Source organism: Mucilaginibacter sp. SMC90 (genome assembly GCF_022811725.1).
Taxonomy (GTDB): Bacteria; Bacteroidota; Bacteroidia; order Sphingobacteriales; family Sphingobacteriaceae; genus Mucilaginibacter.
Map to the genome: position 1 here is coordinate 7,905,116 of NZ_CP094527.1, position 16,832 is coordinate 7,921,947.

Annotated in this window: 15 protein-coding genes and 1 pseudogene; 6 read left to right on the forward strand and 10 right to left on the reverse strand. The window is 43.6% G+C overall.

The window, feature by feature from the left end:
* Nucleotides 1-3 precede the first annotated feature (3 nt).
* From MTO98_RS33110 to MTO98_RS33145, 8 genes and pseudogenes are all read right to left on the reverse strand, one after another.
* Nucleotides 4-846, reverse strand: a pseudogene (locus MTO98_RS33110) (SDR family NAD(P)-dependent oxidoreductase).
* Nucleotides 847-916: 70 nt separating this feature from the next.
* Nucleotides 917-1,666 (reverse strand): MBL fold metallo-hydrolase, encoded by a 750-nt coding sequence (locus MTO98_RS33115; RefSeq protein WP_243483921.1) that lies wholly within the window; start codon nt 1,664-1,666, stop codon nt 917-919.
* On the reverse strand, nt 1,663-2,739 hold the full coding sequence (locus MTO98_RS33120) for a nitronate monooxygenase family protein (protein WP_243483923.1): 1,077 nt from the start codon (nt 2,737-2,739) through the stop codon (nt 1,663-1,665). The genes MTO98_RS33115 and MTO98_RS33120 overlap by 4 nt, the downstream gene beginning before the upstream one ends.
* Before the next feature lie 102 nt (nt 2,740-2,841).
* On the reverse strand, nt 2,842-3,219 hold the full coding sequence (locus MTO98_RS33125; protein ID WP_243483925.1) for a nuclear transport factor 2 family protein: 378 nt from the start codon (nt 3,217-3,219) through the stop codon (nt 2,842-2,844).
* 77 nt (nt 3,220-3,296) lie between these two features.
* Nucleotides 3,297-4,028 (reverse strand): SDR family NAD(P)-dependent oxidoreductase, encoded by a 732-nt coding sequence (locus MTO98_RS33130; protein WP_243483926.1) that lies wholly within the window; start codon nt 4,026-4,028, stop codon nt 3,297-3,299.
* Between the two features lie 4 nt (nt 4,029-4,032).
* On the reverse strand, nt 4,033-4,251 hold the full coding sequence (locus tag MTO98_RS33135; RefSeq protein ID WP_243483928.1) for a 4-oxalocrotonate tautomerase family protein: 219 nt from the start codon (nt 4,249-4,251) through the stop codon (nt 4,033-4,035).
* A 28-nt stretch (nt 4,252-4,279) separates the two neighbouring features.
* The gene (locus MTO98_RS33140; RefSeq protein ID WP_243483931.1) at nt 4,280-4,813 is read right to left on the reverse strand and encodes a YceI family protein; all 534 of its coding nucleotides are present in this window, start codon (nt 4,811-4,813) and stop codon (nt 4,280-4,282) included.
* Between the two features lie 110 nt (nt 4,814-4,923).
* Nucleotides 4,924-5,496: a Crp/Fnr family transcriptional regulator gene (locus tag MTO98_RS33145; protein WP_243483933.1), complete on the reverse strand. Its 573-nt coding sequence runs from the start codon at nt 5,494-5,496 to the stop codon at nt 4,924-4,926.
* Between the two features lie 437 nt (nt 5,497-5,933).
* Here MTO98_RS33145 and MTO98_RS33150 point away from each other — a divergent pair, with 437 nt between their 5' ends.
* Nucleotides 5,934-6,392 (forward strand): peptide deformylase, encoded by a 459-nt coding sequence (locus MTO98_RS33150; protein WP_243483935.1) that lies wholly within the window; start codon nt 5,934-5,936, stop codon nt 6,390-6,392.
* 153 nt (nt 6,393-6,545) lie between these two features.
* The gene (locus tag MTO98_RS33155) at nt 6,546-7,586 is read left to right on the forward strand and encodes a DUF4097 family beta strand repeat-containing protein (RefSeq protein WP_243483937.1); all 1,041 of its coding nucleotides are present in this window, start codon (nt 6,546-6,548) and stop codon (nt 7,584-7,586) included.
* A 78-nt stretch (nt 7,587-7,664) separates the two neighbouring features.
* Here MTO98_RS33155 and MTO98_RS33160 read toward each other — a convergent pair whose 3' ends face one another.
* Together MTO98_RS33160 and MTO98_RS33165 are read right to left on the reverse strand one after the other, a co-directional pair.
* Nucleotides 7,665-8,384, reverse strand: coding sequence for a hypothetical protein (locus tag MTO98_RS33160; RefSeq protein ID WP_243483939.1), 720 nt, complete (start codon nt 8,382-8,384; stop codon nt 7,665-7,667).
* A gap of 92 nt (nt 8,385-8,476) precedes the next feature.
* A complete protein-coding gene (locus tag MTO98_RS33165; protein ID WP_243483941.1) occupies nt 8,477-9,640 on the reverse strand; it encodes a nitrate/nitrite transporter in 1,164 nt (387 codons plus the stop codon).
* A 375-nt stretch (nt 9,641-10,015) separates the two neighbouring features.
* Here MTO98_RS33165 and MTO98_RS33170 point away from each other — a divergent pair, with 375 nt between their 5' ends.
* From MTO98_RS33170 to MTO98_RS33185, 4 genes are all read left to right on the forward strand, one after another.
* Nucleotides 10,016-10,630 (forward strand): hypothetical protein, encoded by a 615-nt coding sequence (locus tag MTO98_RS33170; RefSeq protein ID WP_243483944.1) that lies wholly within the window; start codon nt 10,016-10,018, stop codon nt 10,628-10,630.
* Nucleotides 10,631-10,971: 341 nt separating this feature from the next.
* The gene (locus tag MTO98_RS33175) at nt 10,972-13,965 is read left to right on the forward strand and encodes a TonB-dependent receptor (RefSeq protein ID WP_243483946.1); all 2,994 of its coding nucleotides are present in this window, start codon (nt 10,972-10,974) and stop codon (nt 13,963-13,965) included.
* A gap of 20 nt (nt 13,966-13,985) precedes the next feature.
* Nucleotides 13,986-15,614, forward strand: a complete 1,629-nt coding sequence (locus MTO98_RS33180) for a RagB/SusD family nutrient uptake outer membrane protein (protein ID WP_243483948.1) — start codon at nt 13,986-13,988, stop codon at nt 15,612-15,614.
* Between the two features lie 79 nt (nt 15,615-15,693).
* A complete protein-coding gene (locus MTO98_RS33185) occupies nt 15,694-16,791 on the forward strand; it encodes a phosphatidylinositol-specific phospholipase C1-like protein (RefSeq protein WP_243483950.1) in 1,098 nt (365 codons plus the stop codon).
* Nucleotides 16,792-16,832: the final 41 nt, after the last annotated feature.

Consider the following 16,832-nt stretch of genomic DNA (forward strand, 5'->3'; position numbering starts at 1 on the left):
AAATCACGATTTAAAATCGGCCGAGATCGTTACATCTTTCCATTTTTCCAGTTCGGCATTCATGGCACCAAGCTTTTCGGACGCACGTTTGTAGGCGTCCTCGCCAAGGTAAAGATGCAGCGGCGGTTCGGCCATTTCTGTAAGGCTGATGATGATTTCTGAAGCTCTTTCGGGATCGCCGGGTTGCTTGCCGTCGGCAGCGAGGTAGCGTTGCTGAGCGCTTTTAACAGCCTGGTAGCCTTCAATATGGCTTTCGGTAAAGGCTAATGAGCCTGCAGTAAGAAAACCGGTACGAAAACCCGATGGCTCAACCACCGTTACTTTAATCCCGAACTCCTTAACATCAAGGGCAAGCACTTCTGAAAACGCGGCAACAGCGGCTTTGGTAGCCGAGTAAACCGACCAGCCCGGTGCACCAACAAAACCGGCTACCGAGCCTATATTGATAATATACCCCCCGCCTTGCTCACGCATGATGGGCAGCACCGCCTTAGTTACATCGATAGTTGCCAGCACATTTACGCTGAAAATGTCGCGGATCTTTTGCCCTTCTGTTTCTTCAACGGTACCCGCCATGCCTTAGCCTGCGTTATTAACCAGTACATCAATTTGCCCAAATGCCTTTAGGGTTTCGCGGATAGACTCTTCAATACAATCCGGGTTGCTTAGGTCAACCGCGAGGGGTAAAAACCTGTCGGTATCTATTAAGCCTACGGCCTGCTTCAACAACTGTGCGTTACGTGATGTTGCAGCTACACGATAGCCTTTATTCAATAGACTTTTTACCAGGGTAAGTCCCAATCCCTGGGATGCCCCGGTTACATACCATACTTTTGTTGAGTTCATGGTTGAAATTTTTAAGCATGAGCCATCCAGCCCGCATTTCAGCAGCCCATAAACTCACACTGGTAATTATTTATAAACTTGTTTTTACACCCGGCGCAAGGATCCTGAGCTGCCCGCCAATACCAAGCGCGTTAAATGATTGTTGCAGCATCTCTCCGGTTTCGGTATAATGCGACCAGCCCTCAAAATGCACCGGAATAATTGTAGCATCAGGAAAAGCAAAGGCGGTATCAATGGCATCATTGGTGCCCATGGTTACATTGAAGGGGCCACGCGGCTTGGCAGCTCCGGCAAATATGAATACGTACTGAGGTTTAAATTTCTCTGCAACCTCTTTCACTCCATCATAAAACACGGTATCGCCGGTAATATAAATCTGGATCCCGGCTGCTGTTACTATAAAGCCGGTTACATCGCCGGTAAGTTTTTCACTGCCGGCTGGGCCGTGCCTTGCAGGTGTACCCGTTATAACTACCTCATCGTTTAATGTGATGCTTTCCCATGGTGCCAGGCCAATGGCATTATCGCCTAATCTTTCGGCTCCTATTTTTGTTGTTAATGTTTTATCAACCTTATTCAGCAATTCCCTGCCTGCATGGTCAAGATTATCTCCATGCTGGTCGTGGCTTAACAATACCGTATCTATTTTACCAATGTTGGTAGTAGCCGGGCCCTCGGTTTTATGGTAGGCGGGCTTGTCATTGATCATAAATTGCTCTCCTGCCGGGTCGAGCGTAGGGTCGGTCATAAGCCTTAAGCCGCCGACTTCCAGGATGATTGTCGGCCCGCCGAGGTAGGTTACATTAACTTCGTTTTTCATGGGTTCATTATTTTAGTAGTATCTTCAATTATCGACTGCATCAGCGCGGCAGCCCTGGTATGTTTTAATATCGGCGCTATCTGTCCACCCCAAAACAAAATCATATCCCATTTTTGCTGTTCAAGCGCAGCTTTTCTTAATGGCGAAATAAACGTTGTTTGCAGCGGGAATGGTAAAAAACCGGCTTCCTTTCCAACCAGGTCTTTAGCAATCCTGCTGGTAATTCCGCGGCCAAGCCTGCCGGTAAATGCACGCGACAAGGTAGTATATTTTGCCGCATCCGAAAACAACATTTGCCTATGAATGGGTAACGCGCCCGATTCGTCGCAGGCCAAAAAAGCAGTACCAATCTGCGCAGCATCGGCACCCAGCATTAATGCCGCTGCCACTCCCCTGCCGTTGGCAATGCCGCCTGCAGCAATAACGGGCGTTTTAATTTTGTCTTTGAGCAGCTGCAGCAATACAAAAGTACCGGTAGTTGAAGCCTCTGCCGGTGCAAGGAAAGATGGCCTGTGACCACCGGCTTCAAAACCCGATGCTATGATCATATCCACCCCGGTAGCTTCCAGGGCGATAGCCTCATCTAATGTGGTAGCTGCGCCTACGGTGACAATGCCTAACCTGCGGCATTGCTCCAATACATCTGCAGGTAAGGTGCCAAACATAAAGCTGAACACCTTCGGACGCAGATCAAGGATTGCCTGCAACTGGTTTTCAAACCGTAATTTAAATGGCGCGGGTTTGGGTGGCAGCGGGATCCCAACTTCATCAAAATAAGGTTTAAACAACTGTGCTGCATCATCATACTGCCCGTCGGTAGCTTCGCCGTTTAGCGCATCAGTTTCGGACACCCACAAATTAATATTATAAGGCTTATTGGTTGCCGCTTTGATCTGTTTATCTACCGCTGCAATTTCCTGTCCGCTGAGGGTGTAAGCCCCGTAGCCTCCCAGGCCTCCCGCGTTTGAAACTGCGGCCACCAATTCAACCGATGATAAATTGCCGCCAAAAGGCCCTTGTAAAATGGGATAATCAATACCCAGTATTTCCGATGCTTTTGTGTTATACCACATGATTTTAGAGTTATTTATTAAGTCAATAGTACTAAGCCGAAAGTCACAAGTCTGATTTTCACTTAGAACTTAAGACTTTGAACTAAAGACTATGACAGAACTTTAATTTATATCGCTGATCATTTTATTTACGATTAGCCATTTACCATCAATTTTATGAAATGATAAAAACTCATAGTAGTTAAAGTCATACATTTTCACCGTTACTTCGGCAACTGCAATTGAGTTTACCGCCTTAACAAAAATAGTCTTCCCCTCAAATGGTTTGCCCGAATCTTTAGGACTTACCCTGTTTTTTACACCATCCAGATAAACATCCAATGTTTTTGCATAGGGCTGCCCTTTCACGTCGCCAAAAAGCAGGGTACCGGTATTCATTACCTGTTTTAACAAATCCACGTTACCTTCATAAATTCCTTTAAAGTAGTAAGTTTCAAGCGCCTGTTCAATGGCGGCTTTGTCTTGATTGTTAGTTTCCATTTTGCTTTTGCTTTGTGCCTTTATGCCCTGCAATGTGCAGAGCATAAAGGCGGTTATTAAAAGGGGTTTCATATTAATTAAAGGTTGCGACCGGCAGCTGTACCACCGTCAACGTTGATAATTGCGCCGGTAATAAAATTGCTTTTGGCAACAGAATAAGCCATTTGCGCAATATCCTCAACTTCGCCAACACGGTTTAGCAAGTGTAAACCCGCGGTTTGATCTGCATTATCGCCGTGCATTGGTGTGCGGATGGTACCGGGGGCAATTGTATTTACCCTGATATTATCTTTACCAAACTCGCCGGCCAGTTGTATGGTAAGCGCATGTACTGCTCCTTTTGAAGCCATTTGCGCTGTAATAGGGACCCCGCTAAGCGCATGGTTAACCAATGGCGTACCTATATTGATCACCACTCCATCGTGCTGTTTGATCATTTGAGGAATTACCGCCTGGGTGGTAAAGTAAGTACCTTTAAGGTTAGTATCTAAAAAACGGTCAAGATACGCTTCGTCAACTTCAAGGAAAGGCCTGGTTTCAAAAATACCGGCGTTGTTTACTAAAACATCCACGCTCCCAAATCTTTCCATAGCTGCCTGGGCAAGCTTTTTACCGGTTTCCTTGTCGCTTACACTCCCGGCAACCATGGCCAGGTTGTCGCCTGCACCAAGTTCCTGGTAAACGGCTTCCAGTTTATCGGCAGTTGTTGAATTAATTACTACATTATCGCCCTGTTCCAAAAAGTGGCGGGCTATTTCTTTACCGATACCAGATGATGCTCCGGTAACGATTATGGTTTGCTTTTTCATTGTTTTACTTCTTATCGGCAGTGATGCCTTTTTCTCTTAGTACAGATACCTGTTCGCCGGCATAGCCCCAATCATCCAAATCAACTTCACTGATCACTACATGGGTTAAATGCGGATCTTTGTTCAGGGTATTTACAATCAAATCAGTTACGCCCTTTATTAGGGTTTGTTTCTGCTCGCGGGTAACACCTTCGCGGGTCAGTTCAATTTTTACGTATGGCATGGCTTTGGTTTTTAAGCAAAATCTGTTATTAAACAGCTTTTGCGGTTATGTTTACATTCAGGTCAAAATCATTGTAGATGAGCGTATCGCCCAGGTCTTTAAAAAAGTTTCCAGAACGGAATTTCATGCCATATTTGGTACGGTCAACCACCACTTTACCTGTTGCGCTTACGGTATCGGTAGCGCTGGTAACCTGTGCATCAAAACCTACAGCATGGGTAATGCCTTTTATGCTCAAATCGCCGGTGATACGATAGGTGTCATTGCTGCCCTTGTTAATAGCAGTAACAACAAACTGGGCTTCGGGATAATTTTCAGAATTAAAGAAGTCGTCGGAAGCGAGGTGACCTGCAAACTGGGCGTTGGTAGCCGGGTCAGTTATGTCGAGTATTTTGATGGAGGTGGTATCGATAGTAAATTTACCACCGGTTAACTGTCCATCTGCAAAAGTTAACGAGCCATCTTTTATAGCGATGGTACCATTATGTGCGCCTGTAACTTTACGACCAACCCAGTCGATATTACTTTTTGCGCTGATGATTTCAAATTTTTGAGTTTCCATTTTGTTTATGTCCTTAATGACAATACAAATTTAGGGACTAACTGCCTGGAAACTGTGTGACCTACATCACAATCGAAACGCTGCCTTATTTATGTGACATACATCACATTTCAGGAATGGTACAAACGGCTTAACGTTTCTCTTGAAACACCTAAATATGAGGCTATTAGCTGCTTTGGAACTATATTATATAATGTTGGATATTGCGCCAGCAGTTCTTCATAACGATGCTTGGCATCATTGTTCATGAATGATAAAAGCCTTTTTTGTGTAGCTACATAGCCTTTATTGGTACGCCAGCGAAAAAAATGCTCGCCCTCATGAATTTCGTTACAAAGCTTTTCGCGGTCCTGGCTGGTAAGGCAAAGTACCTCGGCATCAGTAATACAATCCACATTTACTGTAGCACGGTCGCCGCTGTAAAGCGCATTATAATCTGAAGCCCACCAGGTAGGCATGGCAAACTGTAAAATGAACATTTTCATGTCGTCGTTAATAAAAAACGACTTTAAATATCCTGAAAGCACAAAATACTCACAGTCTACCTTGTCACCTTCGCTTATTATGGTTTGCCCTTTTTTAAATTTTTTGTAGGTAAAGTGCGAAAAGAAATAATCGAACTGATCATCCGTGAGTGTAATGGTTTTGCTTACGTGTTCTTTTAAAATTTCTTTTGGCTGCATGGTACAATAAACTAACTACAAAAAACTTTATTTGATAGAAAAAGTCAATCTTTAACTTTCTCCTGTATACGGTCTCTGCTTATTTTAGTTTCGTTATTTAAGAAAACAACAGGTGCAATTGGTAAGTATAAAGTTAACTCTATTATGAACGATTACACCTATCACTCACTAAAAAAATTAACTTTTACTATAGTATGAAAAAACTGACCGATATCTTGCTGCTTGGTGATGAGCCATTGCCGTTAACTTAAAGTAAAAAACTCCTCAAAAGCGTGGGAATGTGCGATTCCCCTCTTGAGAGGGGTGGAGGGGTGTGTTATTCTACGTGCGGCTTATCGCTTGTATAACACCCCCCTGCTACAACACGTCCCACGCGCCCCCTCTCGAGAGGGGATTTTAAAAGGTTTGCGCCAAATTACTCCCTTAAGTTAACCACTATGGGTGATGAGCGCCTTTACCAGGTTTGCCCGCCTGTGTTGCAAAATGAGCTGCCGCTGGTAAGCGAATGGGTTAAGGACATGCATAATGTAATGCAGCAGATAAGGCAGAAGTACAATTTTGGCAGGGCCATAGCTGCTCCCCAACTGGGTATTATGAAACGCCTTGTTTACATGAATATTGATAAACCCATAGTTTTTATTAATCCCGAAATACAGGAGGCCAGCGAAGAGTTTTTTGAACTTTGGGACGATTGCATGAGTTTCCCCAACCTGCTTGTAAAGGTTAAAAGACATAAAACCATTACTGTAAATTATCTCGACGAAAACTGGCAGCAAAAGCAATGGATCATGACCGATGCCCTGTCTGAACTGATGCAGCATGAGTATGACCACTTAAACGGCATCTTATGTACCATGCGGGCAATTGATAGCATGTCATTTAAATGGCGGCCGTAATAAAGCTGCCCAATAAAGCCATGCTATAATTAGCAATCAATTTAGCCCGGGCTTTCCGCATTTAGCTTTCAGCAGTAATAATAAATATTAAAACGCCTGTAACGTATGGGGGTAAAGTAGGGTCATAGCTGTATCACTATTAAAACCCCTTTTATGAAAAATTATATTTTACTCCTTCTGCTTGCCGGGCAAACCGCTGTAGCAGCAGCGCAGAGTGGCGACAGCCGTTCTTTATACCTCACCAGGTCATTAGCTAACGATGCCATTAACAGTGCTGTTGTACGTACATCGGCCGGTGGTATCGTAGTTAGCGGAAAACCAGGCGAAGCCCCCCGTGTTGAAGTTTATATCAAGGGCAACAATGGCAACGAACTATCAAAAGATGAGATTAAAAAGCGGCTTGATAAAGATTACACACTTGATATTTCGGTAAGCGGGCATGAGGTTAAGGCCATAGCCAAAAGCAAACGTCAAAGTTTTTTTAACTGGAGAAGTACGCTGAGTATCTCATTCCGTATTTATGTACCGCAGCAATGCTCAACCGATCTGGAAACCAGCGGTGGTGGTATTGGCCTTGATAATTTAAAAGGGAATGAAAAATTCAGCACCAGCGGCGGCGGCCTTCAGCTCGACAGGCTTTATGGTACCATCCGTGGCAATACTTCCGGAGGAGGCATCCATGTTTCTAATTCTGGCGATGACATCTCGCTTGAAACCAGCGGCGGCGGCATCGAGGCCAAAAACTGCAACGGAAAGATCAGGCTGGAAACCAGCGGCGGCGGCATCACTTTAGAAAACCTTAAAGGTACCATCAATGCCGAAACCAGCGGCGGCGGCGTTGACGGTAATAACATCAGCGGCGAACTCATCACCAGCACATCAGGCGGCAGCATTAACCTTAAACGCATGATAGCCAGCGTTAGCGCCGAAACCAGCGGTGGCGGCTTGTACGCTCAAATGCTAAAAGTTGGCAAATACCTTAAACTGCAATCAAGCGCCGGCAATGTTGATATCGAACTTCCGCAAAACCAGGGCTATAACCTCGACCTCCGTGGCGAAGGCGTATCGCCATCATCTGTTGCCAAGTTTAACGGACAGTGGGAAAAAGAACGCGTTAACGGCACCTATAATGGCGGCGGCATCCCGGTTAAAGCCGAAGCATCGGGCGGCAGCGTTAATATTACATTCAGGTAATTTCACAACTTGAAACTTATAAACAAACAAGCCCGGACGCATTTGCCTGGGCTTGTTTGTTTTAATAAATGATACCGTTTATTTAGCAACGTTTTTTGAGTTGTAGTCATTAAATGCAGCCACTATACCATCTGCTTCTTCTTGTTTAAAAGCAGTCTTTTTAGCCAGGGCCACCATTCGTGCAGCTAATCCTTTTTTAACCGGCTGATTCCCGTAGCTGCCACTTTTGTATTTTTCCAGCACCTCTGGTGTATCTTCAAAATATTTCTGAAGATCATAATCAAATGCATTTCTGAGTTTATCGTTATCCTTTTGAGCCAGTATAAAATACCCGCGAATCAAAGCATCCTTTTTCTCTTTCTCTCTTCTTTCCACCTCATCTTCACTCGCTACATAAATCGCCACATCAGCAGGATATTCATAAAAACGATGCGCAGTGATCCGGCCAACATTCAGTCGTTCCATCATATGATCGTTAGTCCCCATGCTTTTAAGCTGAAGGTTTTGCATGTCAACATAATGCACTTTATCAAACAGTCGCGTGCCAACTGCGTAAAACTTCATATCGTCGGCTTTGATGCGCCTTGGCTTCACATTTGGATCCTTAACAAAAGCAACTGAATCTTTAATTCTGATATAACGCTGATTATACCAGGGCTCAGCTTCGTTAAGAGCAATTACACCGCCCACCCGTGTGCCATCATTCAATATCACATAGCCCGGTTGATAATCTTGCGCTTTACAAATAGAAATGCCAATAAATAAAAGGAATACTAAGAAGGTGTACTTTTTTGTCATGTTATAAGGTTTAAAAATATTAGCAAAATTACTGATTATATGCAAATACCTTTTAACTATATTATTTAATAACATCAGGATAATAAAGCCGGTTAGCCATCGGTTCTTCTCAATAAATTAACTAACCCAAATACCGGCCCAATTGCAAGTATCATATAGATATATCGCGTGTTTTGGGCCGTTTGTAAGGCGGTGATCAATTGAATACTTACAATAGTAACAGCAAAGCCGATACAGTTAACAATGGTAAGCGCAGTACCTTTTGACTGCTGATCGGCATTTTGGGCAACCAATGTTGAAAACAAAGGCGAATCGGCAATAATAGCAATACTCCAAACCGATAAAAAAACAACGGTTACCCATGCGGGGCCGGCAAACAAAAATAGCGGCGATACCAAACAGCAGGCACATGAAATTGCCAACGCAATGGTAGCTGTCTTTTTTACCCCTATATACTTGGATATGATCCCGCTAACTGCGCACGACGGTGCGCCTAATCCAATAATGAAAAACGACAATAGCGGAACATTTAAATTGGCTGTTGCAAACCTGCCGTTGCAAGCTATTAACATCACGGGCACAAAGGCCCAAAAAGCATAAAGCTCCCACATATGGCCAAAATAGCCGAAGGCAGCAGCACTGAAGCGCCTGTTGCCAAAACCCTTTAAAAACACAGCCGGGTTCAAACCAGCACCCGGTTTCCTTTCGGGGCCGTCGGGCACAAGCAGTACCATGGCCCAACCACCAAAGGCCGCCAGTACCGAAGTTGATAATACAACATAGCGCCATGGCAAGGCCGACATCATACTTTTGAGCAGATGCGGAAATGATGTACCCAAAACCAAAGCCCCTACCAAAAACCCAAGGGCTTTTCCCAGTCCCTGCGGATAATGATCTGAGGCTATCTTCATACCCACCGGATAGACCCCGGCAAGGAAAAAGCCAGTGATATATCTCAATACCAATATTGCCGTGGCATTTGTACCGGGTAAGCAAGCAAACGCATTAATAACTGCGGCAATAAGCGCACATATAAAAAACACCCGCACAGGCGAAAACCTATCGGCAATACCAAGGATGGCAAAAACGAGGGTACCGGTAATAAAGCCAAGTTGCACGGCACTGGTTAAGTAAGCCAGGTATGAAGGTTCAACCTGCAATTGCCTGGCGATGTCGCCCATAACAGCATTACCCGCAAACCACAATGAAGTGCAAAAAAACTGGGAAAGTACAATTACCGGAAGAATACGTTTCATTGATTGCACCAAACGATGACCTGAAATTAAAGCAGCGCAATAATAATTATAAACTATGCTTTATGAACAACGAAAACTGTTTGTATCGGGGAAATAATTCGATCTGTTTTATTAAATCTCTAACTAAAAATTTCTACACGAATGCTTTGCAAGCTCTCCACAATTAATCGAATTACACGAATCCCAAATTAACATCCATTCAAAATTCGTGTAATTCTATTAATACGTAAAAATTAGTGTGAAAATTTTTCATTTATCGCTTCTCAATCTGTTTGTGGTCAAAAGTAATTTCCATTCTTGTTTTTATTGCACATGGCTTTGTCTTTATAAAAATTATGTATCTTGAGTTTTAAATAAACCTAAACCTCTACTTATATGGACAAGCAGCAAATTATTGATCAAATAAAATGGATGATTGCCGATGGTAATACAGATCATGAAATTGAGGCTTTGCTGGTTGCAGAGGGTGTTGCCCGTTCCGATGCAAAATACACCTTGTCTGTGATCAGGAATGAGCTGTTCCCTCACGAATATCCCATAATCTTCGAACCCAAAAAAAACAAAAACTACCTTTGGGCCAGCCTATTAATAGTTGTAACCGTAATAGCGCTATTGCTTTTTCATCCATGGCGTAAAGCAACCACTGCAGAAAGAGATATTACCCCTGCCGATATGATACGGCTTATCAAAGCAGGGCCGGGAGTTTATACTACCGAACTCAATAAAATTAACAGCGGCTGGACCTACAGCCAGGATAAAGACCGATGGGAAAACAAGAAACGAAAAACGGCTATCGCTACCAGAATGGAACAACTCCTGTACATGTGCCCCGTACTGCGTGACCATTCATTCCAGGATTATCTTGAAAACCATGACTTTAGAGATGTAGTCTATTCCAAACCAGGCAGCAAGATCTTCCAAAACACCGAATTTATGTTCACTATCCAAACCAATGAACATTATACAATGATTTCGCTGGCCTACCGGTAAATTGTCCAATACCTTTATCCCCCTTTTTCCATCGATTGCATTTACCCTGAAATTTGCTTTAATTTTTCCCGGTTGCCTTACAACGGGCTTTTTACAAAACACTAAAATTTAACACAAATTAATCACCTGTTAACAGTGTTAATTGACTTTCAAATACTAAAAACCTGAAAACCAACCACAAACAGCATAGCTTTTAAAACTAACCCCTGTTTTAATTGATAGATAAGTTAACCCAGCATTTATTTCCCGATAATAAAACAACCGTTGCTTTGCAGCAATTACAGCCCTCCTATTCTCAACTTGGGCAACTATTACAAGGGGTTTATCATTAATTAAAAACTATGGAAAAACATTACCGACCTATTTTAAGGTTATGGCAGAGATCGGGTAAAACGATTTGCCTGTTTATGCTGATGCTCATGGCCTCAACAGTGGCTTTCGCGCAGCAACGTACCATCAAAGGTGTTGTCACCGACGAAACAAATTTACCGTTACCAGGGGTAGTAGTAACGGTTAAAAGTACAGGTAAAGCAACTTCAACTACAGCTAATGGTATTTACCAGGTTATGGTAAGTGGCCCCGAAGATGTGATCAAATTCACGTTTTTAGGCTCACTGCCAAAAGAAGTTACCATTGGCGACAAAAAAGTAGTTAACGTTACCATGGTAACCGACACCAAACAACTTAAAGATGTTGTGGTTATCGGTTACGGTACCGCAAGCCGTAAAGACGTAACAGGCGCTATTACTTCAGTTAAAGCCGAAGATTTTAACGCCGGCGTATTAACCACCCCTGCCGAGTTATTGCAAGGTAAGGTGGCTGGCCTGAACATAACCAAAAGCGGCGACCCTAACAAACAGCCCGCCACCATTTTAAGGGGGCCATCAACTTTACGTGAAGGCGCTGCTCAGCAACCGTTTTATGTAATTGACGGCGTACCGGGTGCATCTATCGACCTTTTGGCCCCTGCCGATATCGAAAGTATCGACGTACTGAAAGACGCGTCATCAACTGCAATTTATGGTTCACGTGCTGCCAACGGTGTAATCATCGTTACAACCCGCAGGGCCAAAGCCGGTCAAACCCGTTTAAGTTACAGCGCTTATGCTGCCGTTGAAAACGTATCAAAAAACATTGATGTGCTTACCGGCGATGAACTGCGTAAATATTTAACCGACAATGGCGTGCCTAAATTAAGCGCGGCAGATGATGACGGCTCAAATACCAACTGGCAAAAACTGGCCGAAAGGACCGGTTACTCTCAAAACCATAACCTTTCATACGGCGGCGCAGGTACCAATTCAGAGTATGGTGCAAGCGTAAACTATATGAAAAATAACGGGATCCTGAATAACACCAGTCTTGAGCGTACTATTTACAAAGGCTATATCAACCAGCGCTTTTTTAATGATCGTTTAAAATTAGGTATCACCCTTACCAACAGTGCTACTAAAAACAACGATATTTTCCAAAGCCAGGTGTTATCAGGTATCTTATTCTACCTGCCAACGGTTAGTCCTTTTAACCCCGACGGTACTTATAAAGAAAACTACAGCCGTACAGGCAGCGGTCCTTTGAACCCACTATCGCTGATCAATAACAACTTTACCAAAACGGAGAACAACAAAACCCTGATCAATGGTTTTGCCTCAGTCGACATTTTGAAAGGCTTAAAATTCACCGTATCCGGATCAACCCAAAAAGAACAAAACAACGTTAATACATACTCTACCAGCCAGTCGGGTATCTACGTTAACGCCGGTGGTGTAGCTGTGCGCAGTGCATACACCAACACGAGTAACGTTGTTGAAGCTTATTTTAACTATGATCGTGTTTTCGGCAAACACTCGCTGAAATTATTGGGTGGTTACTCGTACCAGCAAGACCGTAACAATGACGGCTTTGGTGTACAAACACAGGGTTTCTCAAATGATGCTTTAACATACAACTACCTGGCGCTGTCAAACCCAACACAACTTTCGCAAATAGTATTTAACCCGGCTTACATTTCAACACTGAGGTTCGTATCATTCTACGCACGTGCCCAGTACGAGTTTTCGGATAAATACCTGTTGCAGGCTTCATTAAGGGAAGACGGTTCATCGGCATTTGGTATCAACCAGCGTCATGGCTACTTCCCGGCTGTTTCGGCAGGATGGAAGCTTATTAATGAGGATTTCATCAAATCAATACCTGTAATCAGCGACCTGAAATTAAGGGCAGGTTATGGTGTATCTGGTAACAGCTTAGGTTTTGACGCCTTTACCGCACGTTTAATTTACGGTGTGCCTCCCGGCGGCGGTAAATTTTTGAGCAATGGCAACATTGTTAACCCTATTGGCCCGGTACGTAACGATAACCCTGACCTGAAATGGGAAAGCACTGCTACTACTAACATCGGTTTGGATTTTGGTTTGTTCAACAACCGCTTAACCGGTTCGGTAGATTATTATATCAAGAAAACATCCGACCTGATCTACACTTACCCGGTATCAACCACCTTATACTTCTATCCGTTTTACACTGCTAACGTAGGTAAAATTAAAAACAGCGGTATCGAGGTTGTGTTGAACGCGGTACCAGTAAAATCACAGGCATTTACATGGCGTACTTCATTCAACGTTTCGCATAACAAAAACGTTGTTGAAAGCTTATCAAACAGCCAGTTCGGTCTTAACTTTATCCAAACAGCACAGTTAGGAGGCAAGGGCCAATCGGGCAACTATAGCCAGATCATTCAGCCGGGCTATGCTATCGGCACTTTTGACCTGTGGCATTATTTAGGCAAAAACGCTAACGGCGTAAGTACCTATGAAAAAGCCGACGGGTCAACCACCGCCACACAGCCGCTTACTACCGATCAGTTTATTAAATATGATGCGCAGCCTAAATTGATTTATGGCTGGAGCAACAGTTTCTTCTATAAAGGCTTTGACCTTAACTTCCTGGTACGCGGTGTTTATGGCAACAAGATCCTGAATGCAACCCTTGCTTCATTGAACAACCCTGCCGATTCAAAACTGCAAAACATCCCAAGGTTCACTTTAGGCGAATCATTTAAGGATATCAATGCTTATCTGATATCTGATCGTTTCCTTGAAAGTGGTTCATACCTGCGTTTGGATAACGCTACTTTGGGTTACACCATTAAACCGCATATCCAGGCTATTAAGAGCTTACGTTTCTACGCTTCGGGCAACAACATATTTATCATCACCAAATACCGTGGTGTTGATCCCGAAGTTAATATCGGCGGCTTAACCCCGGGTATCGACAACCGCGATTTCTATCCTAAAACACGCACGTTCAGCTTAGGTATAACTGCACAATTCTAATAAACCCAGAAAGACAAAAGATGAAAAAGATATTTTTAGCATGTGCCGCTTTCGCTACCATGATTGGCACATATTCATGTACAAAATTGGATGTACCTGTTGAATCACAATACGTAAAATCAAACTTCCCAACTACCGATGCCGACTACACAGCATTGTTGGGTACCATTTATTCAAACCTGTCATCAAGCTATGCGGTACCATACTGGCGCATGCAGGATATGTCGACAGATGAGGCTATCCTACCTGCCCGCGATGGTAACTTTGACGATGGTGGCCAGTACCGCCAATTACACTACCACACCTGGACCTTTGACCACCCTAACGTTATCGGCGTATGGCAATGGGGTTTCGGCGGTATCAATACCTGTAACCGTATCATTACCGTTATCAATGCCTCTTCGTCAACAGCAGCAAAAAAAGCAGCCTCTATTGCCGAAGTTAGAGCCATGCGCGCCCTGTACCTTTATTTCATGATGGACCTGTATGGCAACGTACCTATCATTACCGATTTCCCGGTAACAACCCAACCGTCCAATCAGCCTCGTGCTAAAGTGTATGAGTTTATTGAAAGCGAGTTGAAAGCCGTTTTACCGTTATTGCCGGCTAAAAGCAATAATGGGCCAATAAACGTAGGCCAATACGGCCGCCCAACAAAAGGTATGGTGTTTGCATTACTTGCAAAAATGTACCTTAATTCGGGCGTATATATTAACTCAAACCGCTACCAGGAAACTGTTACCATGTGCGATAGTGTCCAGGCCAACACAAACTATTTCCTGGATGCAAGATACCGCGATATATTTTTACCAACCAACGGCCCTACAGTTAATGAAACCATATTTGCGGTTCCTTACGATCAGCAAATTCCGGGCAACCAGTTCACCCGCTTTGGTTTCTTTTATTACCTGGCCCAGGCATACGGCTTTAACGTAGGTTTAAGTATAGCCATGAGCACTACGCCTGAGTTTTACAACCGCTTTAACATCCCTGGCGACGACCGCACCAAAACATGGTTGGCCGGCCCGCAATATTACCCTGATGGCAATGGCGGCTTTACCAATCAACCTGTTTATTATCCTGCTGGTACTGCAGGAGTTCCAGCTAACACACAAATCAACCTCATTCCAACATTAACCCTAACCGGATTAAAACCAATGGATTTGGGCAACGATGTGCTTAATGCACAATCAGAAGGTGTACGTTCCATTAAATACTATCCCGACGTTAACATTATCCAGGCTACCCGCTTAAACGGCAATGATGTACCGGTATTCCGTTTGGCTGATATTTACCTGATGAAAGCCGAAGCTATTTTACGCGGCGCTACTCCAACAACTATAAACGGTGAGTTCCAATCTCCGATTATCCTGGTAAATAAACTACGTACCCGTGCACATGCACAGGTAGCGGGATCTATTGATTTAGATGGGTTACTTGATGAACGCGCACGTGAGCTTTCATGGGAAGCATGGCGTCGTAATGACCTGATCCGTTATGGTTTATTTGAGAAAGAATATCCATTACCGGTAATGGGCGGCAAAACGGATGACCTGAAAATGAACACCGATCTAACCCGCAGGATATACCCTATTCCATCAACCGAATTAAAAACTAACCCCAACCTGAAACAAAACCCGGGTTATTAATTAGTAACATTTTTTATACAAGCGCAAAGGGACACCCTTTTGCGCTTGTTTTGTTAAACAAATTATAATCAATTAAACCATGAAACTTACAGGCGGACTACTTGCCGGTATTTTTATTACTGCATCAGCCCTAATAAACAACAATACCGACGATCAAACTATCAATCATTTCCAGGTAATAGGGTCACATAACAGCTACAAACAGGCCATTAACCCTAAGCTGTTCCGCTTTTTACAACAGCGTGATTCTGTTGGCATGAGCAAAATAGATTACGAGCACATTAGCCTTGCCGATCAGCTTAATTTAGGCCTCAACGCACTTGAAATTGATGTTTATGCCGATCCTAAAGGCGGTAAATACGCCCATCCTAAAGGACTGGACTGGGTACCCGGCCAACCGGCTTTTGATACCCAGGGAGTAATGAAAGAACCCGGTTTTAAAGTATTCCATATTGAGGATATCGATTTCCGCAGTAATTGCGCCACATTTAAAATTTGTCTGCAGCAGCTAAAAAAATGGAGTGATGAGCATCCGGACCATAACCCAGTTTATATTACCATGAATGCAAAGGATGAGCCTTCAAAAAAGCCAGGGTTTACCGTTCCTGAAAAATTCACGGCCCAAACCTTTGCCGATCTTGACAAAGAGATTTTAACCAATCTCGGCAAACAGTATTTAATTACACCCGATGATGTGCGCGGCTCGTACAAAACGCTTGAAGCAGCCGTATTGCATAACAACTGGCCAAAGTTGAAAGCAGCTAAAGGCAAGTTCATTTTTATCCTTGACGAAAAGGGCGAAAAAAGAGCCACTTATATTGCAGGCCATCCATCACTGAAAGGCCGCGTGTTATTTGCCGACGCGATGCCCGGAACGCCGGAAGCGGCCATTCACATCATGAACGATGCAAAAAAAGATCTGGCAGCCATTCAAAGCCTGGTTAAAAAAGGCTACATTATCCGTACCCGTGCCGATTCGGATACAGAAGAAGCGCGCGCAAATGATATGAGCTCATTCATAGCAGCACAAAAATCAGGAGCACAGATCATCAGTACCGATTATTACAAAAAAAGCACCCATTTCAAATCTGATTATGTGATCAGCTTTGCAGGAGGTAATTATTTTAAAGCCGATCCTTTATTTAAAACAACAGATGCAGCTTCAGCAGGTAATTAACCTGCATTGATATAACTAACCCAATCGGCTCGTGATAATCG

Bases quoted from the DNA above. Each gene is read 5' to 3' on its own strand.
- MTO98_RS33115 (WP_243483921.1), bottom strand. From the start codon at position 1,666: ATGAAAAACGAAGTTAATGTAACCTACCTCGGCGGGCCGACAATCATC.
- MTO98_RS33120 (WP_243483923.1), bottom strand. From the start codon at position 2,739: ATGTGGTATAACACAAAAGCATCGGAAATACTGGGTATTGATTATCCC.
- MTO98_RS33125 (WP_243483925.1), bottom strand. From the start codon at position 3,219: ATGGAAACTAACAATCAAGACAAAGCCGCCATTGAACAGGCGCTTGAA.
- MTO98_RS33130 (WP_243483926.1), bottom strand. From the start codon at position 4,028: ATGAAAAAGCAAACCATAATCGTTACCGGAGCATCATCTGGTATCGGT.
- MTO98_RS33135 (WP_243483928.1), bottom strand. From the start codon at position 4,251: ATGCCATACGTAAAAATTGAACTGACCCGCGAAGGTGTTACCCGCGAG.
- MTO98_RS33140 (WP_243483931.1), bottom strand. From the start codon at position 4,813: ATGGAAACTCAAAAATTTGAAATCATCAGCGCAAAAAGTAATATCGAC.
- MTO98_RS33145 (WP_243483933.1), bottom strand. From the start codon at position 5,496: ATGCAGCCAAAAGAAATTTTAAAAGAACACGTAAGCAAAACCATTACA.
- MTO98_RS33150 (WP_243483935.1), top strand. From the start codon at position 5,934: ATGGGTGATGAGCGCCTTTACCAGGTTTGCCCGCCTGTGTTGCAAAAT.
- MTO98_RS33155 (WP_243483937.1), top strand. From the start codon at position 6,546: ATGAAAAATTATATTTTACTCCTTCTGCTTGCCGGGCAAACCGCTGTA.
- MTO98_RS33160 (WP_243483939.1), bottom strand. From the start codon at position 8,384: ATGACAAAAAAGTACACCTTCTTAGTATTCCTTTTATTTATTGGCATT.
- MTO98_RS33165 (WP_243483941.1), bottom strand. From the start codon at position 9,640: ATGAAACGTATTCTTCCGGTAATTGTACTTTCCCAGTTTTTTTGCACT.
- MTO98_RS33170 (WP_243483944.1), top strand. From the start codon at position 10,016: ATGGACAAGCAGCAAATTATTGATCAAATAAAATGGATGATTGCCGAT.
- MTO98_RS33175 (WP_243483946.1), top strand. From the start codon at position 10,972: ATGGAAAAACATTACCGACCTATTTTAAGGTTATGGCAGAGATCGGGT.
- MTO98_RS33180 (WP_243483948.1), top strand. From the start codon at position 13,986: ATGAAAAAGATATTTTTAGCATGTGCCGCTTTCGCTACCATGATTGGC.
- MTO98_RS33185 (WP_243483950.1), top strand. From the start codon at position 15,694: ATGAAACTTACAGGCGGACTACTTGCCGGTATTTTTATTACTGCATCA.